Below are 13,887 nucleotides of genomic sequence, written 5' to 3' on the forward strand. Positions count from 1 at the left end.
GACTACCTTCCCTTTTTCTGTTATTCTAAGGGAGGATACGCTGGGGATTCTGGGCTTTTTGGTATAATTTTTTTTGTTAAAAAAATAAAATTAGTGTCAGACGTCTATCCTGCAACAATTTGCAAAAGGGATACGTCTGTAATATTGCAGGGAGAGGGGGATCCTTTGTGGTAGAGCAGGGACTCATTCGAGCCGCTCAATCGGGCGATCGCGACGCTCTCATTACCCTATTAAGAGAGATAGAACAGCATGTGTACCGTACGGCATATTACATTCTAAACAATGAGCAGGACGCCATGGATGCTTCACAAGAAGCCCTCATACGGATCTATTCCAAAATTAACTCTTATGAGGAAAAAGCGCAGTTTAAAACCTGGGTCCAACGCATTGTAACGAATATATGCATCGACAAATTCAGAAGAACGAAGCCCTCGGTTTCCATTGACGAGCACGACATGATATTCAACGATCCCCAAAACGTGGAGGTCGAGGTGCTGACCACTTACATGGCACAGGATGTTCGTGAAGCTATACAACAACTTCCGGAGCACCACCGGACGGTAATTGTCTTAAGATATTTGCAGGATTTCTCCTATAACGAGATTGCAGATTCTCTGGATTTGCCGCTAAATACGGTCAAGTCATACTTATATCGTGCAAGACAGCAATTGCAAGGGCTACTTCAGGAATATCAGAAAGGTGGTGTATCAGGATGAAGTGTGGGGAAGAGGTGATGGATTGGATGCAGCGTTATGTGGATCATGAGCTGGGCGAAGAAGAGACGTCCCAATTAATGAACCATATTGCGACTTGCCCGGACTGTGCGGAAAAATTTCTTATTCTTCAGACACTCTCTCGCGAGCTGGAGGAATTGCCTGCGGTTTCCCCGGCGTTCAGCCTGGTGGATTCCATCATGCCTCAGCTTGATGCCATTGACCGCGCACGTGAAGAACAGGGAAGTGCGCTTCAGGAAATGCAGCCTGTGGCTGTAGAGCCTGGACCAGTGCCTAGACAAAGTACCCAGCCTACACCTTGGTGGAACCGAATGGCTGGACGCGCTGCCATGGGCGTGGCTGCCGCTGCTGTTGTACTGGGGATTGTAGTGTTTAACTTCGAGCCTAAAACAGTGCAGGATGCGGAAGGCATACTTACAACCCAGACGCCCGAAGTGACGAATCCGCAGAATCAGACGGAAATTCTTCCAGGTACAGCCAATGGCAGTGGAGGCCGTGATGCAGCCATTGGTTCGGATTCTACACAGCAGCCGTCAGAGCAGGGGCAAGGAACGGATGCATCTCAGCTACCTGCGGATAAAGATCCTGACCTGAGCAAACAAGGTGCAACCAATGCAGATGATGAAAAGAACTCTTCCAAACGGGATGCTGGGAAACGTGACGATCAGCGAGCTGGGGAGGAAGATTCGACGAAGTCTGCACCAGCTGAACATTCTTCTCATCAGGATGAAGGGCAGGGACAGCTACGTACGGATCGTCAGGTGACAAAGGAAAATCCGTCTGCTGGAGATGCTCCTAAATCTGAGGACAAACAGTTAAGTCAGGAAAAATCTGATCGATCCACGATTGCTCCTGCTGAACAGGTGGAACCGAAAATGGAAAAAGCACCCCTAGCGGATACGGGTACCGCTCAGGACGATAATAATGGTAATACAAGTACGAATGATTCTTCTTCGTCGCTTAGTCAGGATTTGAAGGTACAGGATCGAATTGCGTCAAATGAAACGTCGAAAGAAACGACTTCCAAAAGTATCACAAAGGATTCGGGCAATGCCTTGGGAACGGATAGCAGCAATGCAGCTTCTAATGATCAGCAATCATCCGTGTCGCAAGACCCGGTTCGTAAAGAAGGATTTGTATCTAATTCACTGGTCTCTCCGGACAACAATAATGCTTCCAGCTATAGTGCCCAATCTGCCTCTACAGATCAGCTCAACTCGCCAGATGGTAGCTATGCGGTGGCTATTGAGGGCAAAAAGCTGAAAGTGTATAAGCTTTCTGATAACGGTGTAGACCGAACAACACTGGAAGTCCGTACTCTAAAAGGTGCCTGGGTCAAAGGAAGCTGGTCAGAAGACAGCCAGACCTTTATGTATGAGACGGAGCAGGATGGGACAGCAAGTAAATATACGTACACCGTCCCGCGCAGCACTGGAAAATAGTTTCCGTAAGTTGGCACACTTTTAAAAACAGAGAATATACTATATGAACCGACGTCGTATCCCGACGGCCGAAAGTTTCTAGAGCTTTCTGCTGCCGTGTTGATATAGATGGTGGTGAAGGGATCCTGTCTATAGGCAGGGTCCCTTCGTTTGTATCATGACTTGCCTTCCGGTCGGATGTCGGGTACGATCAGTGGGTGGGGGGAACGGAAAATGGATGTAAAAACAGCCTCTAAGGCTATTCGCAAAGGCGACATTTCGCCAGTGTATTTGCTATACGGCAGTGAAAAATATCAAATGAAGCAGTTTGTTGAGATGCTTAAAGAGAAAGTGGTGGAAGAGGAGCATCGTGACTTCGCCATCATTCCTTATGATTTAACCGAAACGCCAATTGAGGTGGTCGTGGAGGAGGCGGAAACAGCGCCTTTTCTGGTGCCAAAGAAGCTGATTATTGTACGGGATACCAGTGTATTTGCAGCAGGCAAAGATAGCGGTAAGATAGAGCACCGGCTTGAGACGCTGTTGACTTATATGGATAACCCGACTGACTATAGCGTCATCGTTTTTACGGTTCAGGCTGAAAAGTTGGATGAACGGAAAAAGATTGTCAAAAAGCTGAAAAGTGATGCTTCGGTTATTGCTTTTGCTCCAATGGGTGGAGATGATCTTATAGCTTGGATCCATAAGCGTGCAGGAGAAAGAGAAGTGCAATTGGCTGCAGGAGCTGCTGAAAGCCTCATTCAATTCACAGGTGCCGGGCTGCAATCCTTGGCTGCCGAGATAGACAAGCTCTGCTTGTACGCAGGAGCACAGGGAACGATCTCATCCGCTGATATAGAATCCCTGGTGCCTCGTAACACAGAGCAAAACGTATTTGCGATGGTTGAGGATCTGGCTAATTTGCGGCTGGATAAGGCGCTCAGTATTTTTTATGAGTTGCTTAAGCAAAAAGAGGAACCGATCAAGATTGCCGCTTTGATCACGCGACAGTTCCGTATTATGTTGCAGGTCAAAGAGCTGGCAGGTCAAAGCTATTCCCAGCAACAAATTGCGAGTCAGCTTAGTTTGCATCCTTATGGGGTGAAAGTTGCAGGGGACCAAGCGCGGAGGTTCCGTCCTGAGCAGCTGCGTCAGCTTCTCTACGAATTGGGCGAGCTGGATTATCATATGAAAACAGGTGTCGTTGACAAGGTACTGGGACTGGAGCTATTTTTGATGAAAATGGGTGCGGGGGCTTCAATCTAATCCCCCCATGTGCTGTTATAGAGTCAGCTCATGTAGCGTGGAAAGCTGACTCTATAAATTAACAAAAGTTATAAACTAAAAAAACCTGATCAGCCAAGGCTGGTCAGGTTTTTTTCATTAACGTATGAAAGTAGCTCTTGCTTACGCTTGAGCTGTAAGAGCGTTAAGTTTTTTCGCCAAGCGGGATTTCTTGCGAGCAGCTGCATTTTTGTGGATCAGACCTTTAGTTACAGCCTTGTCCAGCTTTTGGGAAGCTACTTTGAAAGCAGCAGCAGCAGTTTCAGCTTCGTTACCTACCAACGCTGTATCGGCAGCTTTTACTGCTGTACGAAGCGCGGATTTTTGGGAAGCGTTCAACGCACGGCGTTTGTCGCTAGTTTTAACGCGTTTGATAGCGGATTTGATGTTTGGCATTACATTCACCTCCTGTAAAGGCATTACTTATGAACACAAACGTTTCACAACTTAAAATATTTTAGCATGCCACACCTCAAATTGCAATAAGAAAACATTCTGAGGCGATGCGAATTACAGGATGAAAATGGATGTGCATAAACCTGTTGGGTGTCTCGCACACTATAGTCAAAGATGGTATCCAAGGAGGCTTAAAAGATGGATCTGGATTTGCAGAAGTATGCGGTACGCACGGATTTGGCATTAGAGGCAAGAGAACTGGCCGAACGGGATCAGCCTGTACCTCTGTCGGGCATAAGTGAGAACGTGGAGGAAGATAACGGAATCAAAATCACACGGCTGGACGTACTGAATGAAGAAGGAGCCAACCGTATTGGGCGGGTACAAGGGCATTACGTCACGTTGGAAGTACCAGGCTTGCGTGAAGGCGACACGGGGCTCCAGCAACGTGTAGCTATTGCATTTGCAAAAGAAATGGAGCATTTTATACAAAAAATAGGGATCTCTAATACGGCAAAGGTACTGGTGGTAGGTCTGGGCAACTGGAACGTTACTCCCGATTCGCTGGGGCCGCTTGTCGTTGAAAATTTGATGGTGACTCGTCAATTTTTTGAACTGACACCTGATCAAATCAACCCGGGCTATCGAGATGTGAGCGCAATTGCACCGGGCGTCCTGGGTATTACGGGGATCGAGTCCAGTGAAATCGTTCAAGGCATCGTGGATCGCACAAAGCCAGAACTGATTATTGCAATTGACGCTCTGGCGTCACGTTCACTGGAGCGCGTCAATACGACCATTCAGGTGGCTGATATCGGGATACATCCAGGTTCAGGTATTGGCAACAAGCGGCGCGGTATCACCAAGGATATTATGGGTGTTCCGTGTATCGCTATCGGCGTTCCGACGGTATGCTACGCTTCTACCATTGTCAATAACGTAATCGAACTGATGAAAACACATTTTACCAAAGAAAAGGCTTCTACAAAAGCAATCCTGGGGATGTTGGACGATATTTCAGAACCTGAGAGACTTGGGCTGGTGAGAGAGGTACTGCAGCCGCTGGGGCATGATCTGATTGTGACTCCTAAAGAGATCGATGAATTTATTGAAGATATCGCGAACATCATTGCTACTGGATTGAACGCTGCTCTGCATGAAGCTGTTGATCCTGGCAATGTCGCCGCCTATACGCATTAATCAAGGGTTGGTAAAATCATATTTTATACCAAAAGTCTCTATTTAACAGGAATCTAATCTCTTTCAAAAAGGGAGGTGATATACCTGTGGTAGAGATTTTTTGTGTTCTAGCAATTGTTCTCCGTTCATAGAGTTGAAGTATAAGAGATTTCCGCAGCAGATAGGAACCCTATGTTCAGAATATAAAGCGGGTTTCGACGGGACGAAGGAGGACAAGGCTCACATGAAAAAAATTCAGACCTGGAACGTCGGAAGATGGAGAAGAAAAGGTATCGAAATTTTGGCGATGGGACATACGCTTGTGCTGCTGATCATGGGCTCGGCGCTTTTATTTGTCGTTTTGGGGCTAGGGGGATTGGCAGAAAATCGTCTACAAACATCTCCTGTTTCTTCGATGAAAGGATTGGCAGGTTCGGTGTCTAGCGGTTTTTTTGCGGATATGCTAGGTATGGAAGTACCTCATTTGGCACAAAAGAAGCAGCAATCTTCGTTGTCGGGTGAACAATGGTCGCCTTTTGTTTTTCAGATGCTTACAGGTATTAATCCGCAGGATCCCAAAAGTCTCATTTCTCGTGAAATTCCTGGCATGTCTGCGGGAGCGCCTGTCTTGCTGCGCAAGGGTTCGGGGAACACAAAGGTAGAGGGTCCTACGGATTATCAGCCCGATCAGGGAACGACGGATGCCCCTGGTGGCTCAGATGCATCTGAGAACCCACCGACTACTACGCCGGATATTCCGACAACACCGCAAACAGATCCGGCACGTGAAGATCATCCAGGTGATACGGCCAAAGGGGACAAGCGTATATTAATCTACCATTCTCATCCCAGAGAAGCATATAACCCACTACTCAGCAAAACCAGTTCCAACCCCAATTCAGGTTCTAAATCAGCCAATGTGTCAAGGGTAGGGGACTTCGTAAAGAAGAGGCTGGAAAAGCAAGGGATATCCACACTGCATGTAAACAAGGATTATGCCACTACAGTTCAAAATTACAATTGGAACTATTCCTATAAATATTCACGCGAAACAGTCAAGGAAGCTTTAGCTGGAAATAAAGGTTTAACTTATTTGCTTGATATTCATCGAGATTCACAACGTCACGGAAAAACAACAGCAACCATTAATGGACTCTCTTATGCCAAGGTGTATTTTATTATCGGACATGACAACAAAAATTGGCGCGAAAATGAAGCTTTTGCTGCTCGTATTCATGAAAAGCTGGAAAAATCGTATCATGGCGTATCACGTGGTGTATGGGGGAAAGATGGTGGCAAAGGCAACAACGGTGAATACAATCAAAGCTTATCTTCGCATAGCATTTTAATTGAAATCGGGGGTATTGACAACACCGAGGAGGAGTTGAAACGCACCTCAGACGTTTTGGCGGACATGATCGGTGAAGTGTATTGGGAAGATCAGAAAGCTCAGAAAGCGGGCACTAACGTATCGGATACAAAAAAGAGCAACAGCGGCAATTAAATGAGGTAGCGGTAAGGGGGGAAGGTAATGTCTGGACATTTTCGTAATAAAGCACTTGGATTTGTATTGCTCATGGGGGCAGGTATTCTACTGGGTATGCAACTGGCAGGATCTGGCCTGCGTTCAGTGTATGGACCGGAATGGAACGGGGATACGATTCAATCGGTAAATCAACAGAAAGTCGGATATGAACAGACGGTTATTGAGGATACACCCGCAGCTAACGCTCGTGCATATAGCGGTACGTATAGCACAAGTGGAAATGTTAAGGTTGAGCCGAAAACGGGAGCGGGTATAAATGAAGCTAGTGGAAGGGAAGAAAATGAGGAGCAGACGGAACTCGGGGCATCCAGGTGGTATTCGACGACTGCGCAGCATGTCAATACTCAGGACCTGGAGACGCCGCGTGAACTGTTAGCCGTCAAGGGACAACAAGCTTCGGTGGATACCATGGCGGACAAAACGGCTGGGCTGCTGCAAAACCTATCAAGACAGGGGATTCGATGGGTTGTGTCTGTTTTTGACGGAGTGACAGAATAGAAATATTGCTGACCCCCTATACAACTGCTATAATAAGCTGATTGACACTAGGCATTGTGTGGGGGTAAGGCATGACTGACATATTGGCAAGACAACGTAAAATTCGGAACTTTAGTATCATTGCACATATAGACCACGGTAAATCCACGCTGGCTGACCGGATTTTGGAATACACCGGTGCACTCACATCCCGTGAAATGCAGGAGCAAGTGCTTGATCAGATGGATCTGGAACGGGAGCGCGGGATTACAATCAAGCTCCAGGCAGTGCGACTCACTTATAAGGCCGATGACGGCGAAGAGTACATTTTGAATCTGATTGATACACCGGGACACGTCGATTTTACCTATGAGGTTTCCCGAAGCTTGGCGGCCTGTGAAGGGGCCTTGCTAGTTGTAGACGCGGCACAGGGTATTGAAGCACAGACATTGGCTAACGTATATTTGGCGTTGGACAACAATCTGGAAATTCTGCCAGTGCTTAACAAAATTGATTTGCCAAGTGCCGATCCTGAACGGGTGAAGCAGGAAATCGAGGATGTTATCGGCTTGGATACGAGCGAGACTGTCCACGCATCGGCCAAAGCTGGAATCGGTATCAAGGAAATTTTGGAACAGGTGGTCAGAAGCGTACCTGCTCCGCAAGGGAATCCGAATAATCCGCTGAAGGCGCTTATTTTCGATTCGCATTATGATCCATATAAAGGCGTTATTGTGTATGTCCGCGTCGTAGATGGTAGCATCAAGGCAGGTTCCAAAATTAAAATGATGGCAACTGACAAAACGTTTGAGGTTATTGAAGTTGGTGCTTTCATGCCACGTATGAGCATCGTGGACGAGCTGAACATCGGTGATGTTGGTTTTATCGTTGCTGGTATCAAGCATGTGGGTGATACGCGTGTCGGGGATACGGTGACAGATGCAAAAAATCCAACATTAGAACCGATGCCAGGCTATCGGAAAATTAATCCGATGGTATATTGCGGTCTGTATCCAATCGAAACATCGGAGTATAACGATCTGCGTGAGGCGCTTGAAAAGCTACAACTGAACGATGCTTCGCTCAGCTTTGAGCCAGAAACATCAAGCGCGTTGGGTTTTGGCTTCCGTTGTGGATTCCTTGGTCTGCTTCATATGGACGTTATTCAGGAACGGATTGAACGTGAATTTAACATTCCACTGATTACAACGGCACCAAGCGTTATTTACCGTATTAAGTTGACGAATGGGGAAACAATCCAGATCGACAACCCATCGAATTATCCGGAAATCGGACGGATTGAACATGTGGAAGAGCCCTATGTAAGAGCAGGTATTATCGTCCCTAATGATTACGTAGGTACGGTGATGGAGCTTTGTCAAACCAAACGTGGTGAGTACGTAAATATGGAATACTTGGATACGACACGGGTAACCATTACGTATCAAATTCCGCTGTCTGAAATCGTATATGATTTCTTCGATCAGCTTAAATCAAGTACCAAAGGTTATGCTTCCTTTGATTATGAGATTTCAGGCTATCGCCAGTCCAACCTGGTGAAAATGGATATCTTGTTGAATGGCGAGCAGGTCGATGCGCTGTCGTTCATCGTGCATAGAGATCGGGCTTATCATCGCGGACGTATTATCTGTGAGAAGCTGCGCGAGCTAATCCCGCGTCAAATGTTCGAGGTGCCAATCCAGGCATCTGTGGGAACAAAGGTCGTGGCGCGTGAAACCGTTAAGGCGATGCGTAAAAACGTCTTGGCCAAATGCTACGGCGGCGATATTTCCCGTAAACGGAAGCTGCTTGAAAAGCAAAAAGAGGGCAAGAAGCGTATGAAGCAGGTCGGTAACGTAGAAGTACCACAGGAAGCATTTATGGCGGTACTGAAAATAGATGAGTAAAGCTGCTTGAAGTATTCGTCCATTCTTTCATGGGGCATTTGCCGTGCATGGAGAATGGACGTTATTTATTTGAGCAAGCTATCCAAAGATGGAATGTTTGTTATCTCGGTTGCAAAAATAGTATAACAACAGTAGCTTTAGCGTATTTCTAAAGATGCTTTACTCTTACTGCAACACCTACATCACAAAAAATGACCGATGGTGGTGGGCAGCAGCGGAGTGGATGGAATCGTTCTGAAGAAGCGTTAGCGTTCGCCTTTATCCCCGGATCTTACCCTATTAAGTTTATTTACAAAGAAAAAATCCGGGGGTAACAGCGATCGGAAGAATGATCCATCCACGGAGCGTTCTCCCCCCTCTTCGCCATTTTTTTCAATCACCACACACTGAATTGACAAGGAGGATCGGTATGACCGCATCCATACAAAAACATGAACATTCATCCGCGCCTCAAGCGGTTTACCTGCATATACCTTTTTGCACGAATAAATGCTTTTACTGTGATTTCAACTCTTATGTGCTCAAGGATCAACCTGTTATGGAATATCTGTATGCACTGGAACGGGAGATGGAACATACAGTCAAGCTTCACCCGCCAGGAGAGATTAAAACCATTTTTGTCGGGGGCGGAACACCAACTACCCTAAACCCGAAAGAAATGGAATATTTCCTGAAGAGCGTCCGAACCTATTTCCCAAATTGGGCGGAAGATATTGAGTTTTCCATGGAAGCCAATCCAGGCACCACTGATTTTGAAAAACTCTCTGTGATGAAAGAAGGCGGCGTCAATCGACTCAGCTTTGGTGTACAGGCTTTTCAGAATGAGCTACTCACAGGCATAGGTCGTATTCACAGTACAGATGACGTATATCGCAGTTTGGAAAACGCCCGTAAGGTTGGCTTGGACAACCTGTCGATTGACCTGATGTTCGGTTTGCCGAACCAAACGGTGGAGATGCTGCATGAAAGCGTCAGTAGAGCGCTAGAGCTGGAGCTTCCTCATTACTCTATCTACAGCTTGAAGGTTGAAGAAAACACACTCTTCCATACGCTGTACCAGAAAAATCAGCTGCCACTTCCACATGAGGATGACGAACTGGAAATGTATTTACTCCTCATGCGTCGCATGAAAGAAGCGGGGTATGAGCAGTATGAGATTAGTAATTTCGCAAAACCAGGCTTGGGGAGCAAGCACAACATGACCTATTGGCGAAATGAGGACTATTACGGTCTCGGCGCTGGGGCACATGGATATGTTGGCAGAGAGCGTCATATGAACATTAAAGGCATTAACCCTTATGTGGAGGCTAGTCGTAATGGTTTACCACGTCTGGATAGCTTTGAGGTGCCGGCGGCGGAAGCCATGGAGGATTTTCTTATGGTCGGTTTGAGAATGCTAGAGGGCGTATCCAAGTCCCGCTTTGAAGCTCAATTCGGTCAGGCATTGGAGGATACGTTTACTGCTCCTCTCGGGAAAATGCTCAATGCGGGGTTAATCGAATCAATTGAGGACGGTTATCGTTTGAGTGAACGCGGCATTTTATTCGGAAATGATGTATTTGCAGAGTTCATCGGTTCAATCACGGTAAATTCATAAGTCGTAAGTCGTAGGCTTCAATACAGTACGTTTCAACTTCGTAAGCTGGGACAATCATTTTATAACAACATTCTGTCAAAGCAGGGTAAATGGAGTATTGCGATTCTATGCGTGATGTTGTATATTTATTCATTATATGCGGCAAGCGGCAGGAGGAGAGCAAGATGGCTTCAGTGTGTAAAGATGTATTGTGCAGAAGTGCGGTTCCTGAGGATGTGGAGCCTTTATATCAAATGATTAGCGGCTATGCAGAGCGGGGGATTATGCTGCCACGTTCGAGGGAAGTGCTTACGCGCCAACTGGAGCTATTTATTGTTGCAGAGGTGGACGGCGAAGTTGTTGGTTGTGGTTCTTTATGCAAATTGGGCGCTGATCTGGTAGAGATTCGCTCCCTTGGCATCTCTGAGGGACATAAAGGTATGGGTATTGGCTCCAAGCTCGTGGAGGGCCTTATTATAGAAGCACGGCGGCAACGTATTCCTAAAATTATGGCATTGACCTACGAGGTCTCCTTTTTTATAAAAAACGGTTTTGATGTAGTAAGTAAAGAGATTTTCCCTGAAAAGGTATGGACCGACTGCATTCACTGTAGTAAACAAAACAATTGTGATGAAATCGCAGTGTTGAAAGTACTGAACTGACCTGTCAATAATGAGGTCAGTTCTTTTTTCATCAGGCCATAATCGTGCGTTTGTTATACAGCCTACATTGTTTAATCCTGGTTCATTTCTCATATGCTTTGAGCAACCACCAAATGAATTGATGATGAGGCTCCAGTTCGGAAGGTATTCCATTCAGGCTTCTTATGGGATGGTCCTTATGATAATCAGTATCATTATAAAAGTATGAAGTGCCGTCTAATGGAACTCGGTGTTTATATTTATACAAGGCGACAACATATCTTTCAGACGCTCCGCTTCTGCTTGGACTATATGTATATCCTTCCCAATCGGCTAGTGTTAAATCATCGTAATGTTGTATTGCCGATATACTGTATTTTATTTGCTTGGGAATACTTGGACTGAATTCTTGAGGGTAAAACAAAATGGTATTCCATATGCTTAAAAGTATTGTAGGAACCAAGATTAAGGCACAACACAGGGGGCTTAATTTACGAATTAAATGGATGGCTGAATTAATAAGGGCTGCATTCAGGGTGAAAACTAATGGCAAAGCCACTATTCTTCCTAGTCCTGTATACGGAAACAACTTGATTAAAATGTGAAACATACAAATTGTAGGTAAAAGTGCGGTCGATGCGTATAAAAGGTTGCGGCGATTAGTTCTCAAATATAATTCCTCCTCAAGGACAAAGAAGATGTAACGGTATGAAGACATAGTCTCGAACGAATTTTCTGTTTTATGAATCTCTATACATAAATACGGTATTAATACGATGAATAATGAGATTTTTCGCAAAAAAGTGTAAACGGTTTGCATTTGCTGCAGTAAACTAAACTGTTGTAATAAATCTTGTTTATTGAAAATACTGATCTGACTTGACAATGATCAGGTCGGTTTGGTATTTTTGTATTATCGGTTAGCACTCATCGCGAACGAGTGCTAATGATTCCATTTAACAATCATGCTATTATGGATAAACAACAAGGGGGGATTCGCTTGTTAACCGAACGTCAGAGGCTCATTCTGAATGCGATTATTGATGACTACATTCGTTCGGCTGAGCCAGTGGGTTCCCGCAGCATATCCAAAAGGCAGGATGTCGGATTCAGCCCGGCCACGATCCGTAATGAAATGTCGGATTTGGAGGAACAGGGCTATCTGGAGCAACCCCATACTTCTGCGGGACGCATCCCGTCTCATAAAGGCTATCGTTATTATGTGGACCATTTGGTGCCACTGAATACACTGAAGCCTATGGAAATGCGGGAACTGAAAGCCTTTTACGCCGAAAAGCTGAATGTAATGGAGCAAGTGATCCAGCATGCGTCAGGCATTTTGTCCCATATGACCAATTATACTTCCATCCTGCTTGGGCCGGAGGTTTTTCATACTTCATTGCGTCATTTTCAGCTGCTGCCGCTCAACGAAACGACGGCTGTAGCGATTATCGTGACCAATACCGGTCAGGTGGAGAATAAAACGGTAGATATTCCACCGGGAATTTCGATTTCCGAGATGGAGAAGGTTGTGAATTTACTGAACAGCAAGCTGGTCGGTGTGCCGATTTATCAGCTTAAATCACGCCTTTACACCGCACTTGGTCAGGAGATGGAGAAGCATGTGTCTCATTTTGAGGACGCTATGAAGGTGCTGGATAAAGCACTGGATAATGAATCGGATCAGCGCTTGTATTTGAGCGGTGCGACGAACATGCTCAATCAACCTGAATTTAAAGATGTAGAAAAGGTTAAACATATTCTCGATCTGCTGGAGGAAACACCAACGCTGCTTAAACTAATGACACCTGTTGCCGGGGCACCTGAAATTCAAGTCCGCATCGGCACTGAAAATGATCATGAGGCGTTTGCCAATTGCAGCCTGATTACTGCTACGTATGCAGTAGATGGAGAAGCGTTGGGCACTATAGGCATACTGGGTCCGACACGGATGGAATATGCGAGAGTTATTAATATTTTGGGTATCCTGTCTAAGGATTTGACCGCAATGCTAACGCAACGGTTTAAATAGAACAAGACCGCATAGGTTGCGGTACTACATGTTCCGCGCCGGGATACGGTTTGTATCCTGCGCGGGTGCATTGTTGCGTGTTTTTGTAAAGGTAGTTATGACTTGAAGGAGGTGAAACATTTTGAAGGAAGAACAAGCGTTCCAAGAAGAAAAACAACAAAATGTAAGCACAGAGGAAGCCGCCGAAACGAGCCAGCAGGAAGAGCCGGTTAATGAAGCGGCAGCACTGGAAGACCAAGAAAGCGAAACAGAGCTGACTAAGCTTCGCGCACAGGCGGAAGAGCATCAACAGCGGTTTTTACGCGCTCAGGCGGATTTTGATAATTTTCGCCGTCGTACGCTGAAAGAAAAAGAAGACCTTGCCAAATATGCATCTATGAAGCTGGTTACCGAGTTGGTGCCTGTTTTGGATAACTTCGAGCGTGCGCTGGCAACAGCACCGCAAGGAGCGGAGTCTGAGTCATTCAGCAAAGGCGTGGAAATGATTTTCCGCCAGTTTGAGAGTGTGCTTCAGGCAGAGGGTGTAACGGCCATGAATTCGGTGGGACAACCGTTTAATCCGGATTTCCATCAGGCTATTATGCAGGTGGAGAGCGAAGAGCATGAGGAAGGCATCGTCGTTGAAGAGGTACAAAAAGGATACATGCTGAAGGACAAGGTGCTTCGTCCAGCGATGGTAAAAGTGAGCATGTAG

At 45.9% G+C, this 13,887-nt stretch carries 13 protein-coding genes; 11 read left to right on the forward strand and 2 right to left on the reverse strand.

Features of this window, described 5'->3' with window-relative positions:
• Positions 1-167: 167 nt before the first annotated feature.
• From MKX59_RS09400 to holA, 3 genes are all read left to right on the forward strand, one after another.
• Complete coding sequence (locus MKX59_RS09400) at positions 168-716, forward strand: RNA polymerase sigma factor (protein WP_023989520.1); 549 nt, start codon at positions 168-170, stop codon at positions 714-716.
• Entirely contained in the window at positions 713-2,176 is a 1,464-nt protein-coding gene (locus MKX59_RS09405) for an anti-sigma factor (RefSeq protein ID WP_340858310.1), read from the forward strand. Before MKX59_RS09400 ends, MKX59_RS09405 begins: the two co-directional genes overlap by 4 nt.
• Before the next feature lie 213 nt (positions 2,177-2,389).
• Positions 2,390-3,421, forward strand: a complete 1,032-nt coding sequence (gene holA / locus MKX59_RS09410; protein ID WP_340858311.1) for a DNA polymerase III subunit delta — start codon at positions 2,390-2,392, stop codon at positions 3,419-3,421.
• 141 nt (positions 3,422-3,562) lie between these two features.
• Here holA and rpsT read toward each other — a convergent pair whose 3' ends face one another.
• Entirely contained in the window at positions 3,563-3,835 is a 273-nt protein-coding gene (gene rpsT, locus MKX59_RS09415) for a 30S ribosomal protein S20 (RefSeq protein WP_013311181.1), read from the reverse strand.
• Positions 3,836-4,033: 198 nt separating this feature from the next.
• Between rpsT and gpr the strand changes: the two genes are divergently transcribed.
• The 6 genes from gpr to MKX59_RS09445 all read left to right on the forward strand — a co-directional run bounded on the left by gpr (position 4,034) and on the right by MKX59_RS09445 (position 11,182).
• Positions 4,034-5,035, forward strand: a complete 1,002-nt coding sequence (gpr, locus tag MKX59_RS09420; protein ID WP_023989518.1) for a GPR endopeptidase — start codon at positions 4,034-4,036, stop codon at positions 5,033-5,035.
• 223 nt (positions 5,036-5,258) lie between these two features.
• Positions 5,259-6,518, forward strand: a complete 1,260-nt coding sequence (locus MKX59_RS09425; protein WP_023989517.1) for a stage II sporulation protein P — start codon at positions 5,259-5,261, stop codon at positions 6,516-6,518.
• A 27-nt stretch (positions 6,519-6,545) separates the two neighbouring features.
• A complete protein-coding gene (locus tag MKX59_RS09430; protein WP_023989516.1) occupies positions 6,546-7,058 on the forward strand; it encodes a hypothetical protein in 513 nt (170 codons plus the stop codon).
• A 71-nt stretch (positions 7,059-7,129) separates the two neighbouring features.
• Entirely contained in the window at positions 7,130-8,944 is a 1,815-nt protein-coding gene (gene lepA / locus MKX59_RS09435) for a translation elongation factor 4 (RefSeq protein ID WP_023989515.1), read from the forward strand.
• 409 nt (positions 8,945-9,353) lie between these two features.
• Positions 9,354-10,541 carry a radical SAM family heme chaperone HemW gene (hemW, locus tag MKX59_RS09440; protein ID WP_025723343.1) on the forward strand — a complete coding sequence of 396 codons (1,188 nt, stop codon included), beginning with the start codon at positions 9,354-9,356 and terminating at the stop codon, positions 10,539-10,541.
• A 164-nt stretch (positions 10,542-10,705) separates the two neighbouring features.
• The gene (locus MKX59_RS09445) at positions 10,706-11,182 is read left to right on the forward strand and encodes an N-acetyltransferase (RefSeq protein WP_013311174.1); all 477 of its coding nucleotides are present in this window, start codon (positions 10,706-10,708) and stop codon (positions 11,180-11,182) included.
• Positions 11,183-11,264: 82 nt separating this feature from the next.
• On the opposite strand, the gene MKX59_RS09450 is transcribed toward MKX59_RS09445, so the two are convergent.
• Positions 11,265-11,831: a hypothetical protein gene (locus tag MKX59_RS09450; protein ID WP_231517115.1), complete on the reverse strand. Its 567-nt coding sequence runs from the start codon at positions 11,829-11,831 to the stop codon at positions 11,265-11,267.
• Between the two features lie 330 nt (positions 11,832-12,161).
• Here MKX59_RS09450 and hrcA point away from each other — a divergent pair, with 330 nt between their 5' ends.
• Entirely contained in the window at positions 12,162-13,193 is a 1,032-nt protein-coding gene (gene hrcA, locus MKX59_RS09455; protein ID WP_013372178.1) for a heat-inducible transcriptional repressor HrcA, read from the forward strand.
• 121 nt (positions 13,194-13,314) lie between these two features.
• Positions 13,315-13,887: a nucleotide exchange factor GrpE gene (gene grpE / locus MKX59_RS09460; RefSeq protein ID WP_013311172.1), complete on the forward strand. Its 573-nt coding sequence runs from the start codon at positions 13,315-13,317 to the stop codon at positions 13,885-13,887.

The sequence above is a fragment of the Paenibacillus sp. FSL R7-0340 genome (assembly GCF_038002205.1).
Classification (GTDB): domain Bacteria; phylum Bacillota; class Bacilli; order Paenibacillales; family Paenibacillaceae; genus Paenibacillus; species Paenibacillus polymyxa_B.

What these genes read in the sequence shown, in the direction of transcription:
- holA (WP_340858311.1), top strand. Translation starts at nt 2,390, where the DNA reads ATGGATGTAAAAACAGCCTCTAAGGCTATTCGCAAAGGCGACATTTCG.
- hemW (WP_025723343.1), top strand. Translation starts at nt 9,354, where the DNA reads ATGACCGCATCCATACAAAAACATGAACATTCATCCGCGCCTCAAGCG.
- MKX59_RS09405 (WP_340858310.1), top strand. Translation starts at nt 713, where the DNA reads ATGAAGTGTGGGGAAGAGGTGATGGATTGGATGCAGCGTTATGTGGAT.
- gpr (WP_023989518.1), top strand. Translation starts at nt 4,034, where the DNA reads ATGGATCTGGATTTGCAGAAGTATGCGGTACGCACGGATTTGGCATTA.
- lepA (WP_023989515.1), top strand. Translation starts at nt 7,130, where the DNA reads ATGACTGACATATTGGCAAGACAACGTAAAATTCGGAACTTTAGTATC.
- MKX59_RS09445 (WP_013311174.1), top strand. Translation starts at nt 10,706, where the DNA reads ATGGCTTCAGTGTGTAAAGATGTATTGTGCAGAAGTGCGGTTCCTGAG.
- rpsT (WP_013311181.1), bottom strand. Translation starts at nt 3,835, where the DNA reads ATGCCAAACATCAAATCCGCTATCAAACGCGTTAAAACTAGCGACAAA.
- MKX59_RS09430 (WP_023989516.1), top strand. Translation starts at nt 6,546, where the DNA reads ATGTCTGGACATTTTCGTAATAAAGCACTTGGATTTGTATTGCTCATG.
- MKX59_RS09425 (WP_023989517.1), top strand. Translation starts at nt 5,259, where the DNA reads ATGAAAAAAATTCAGACCTGGAACGTCGGAAGATGGAGAAGAAAAGGT.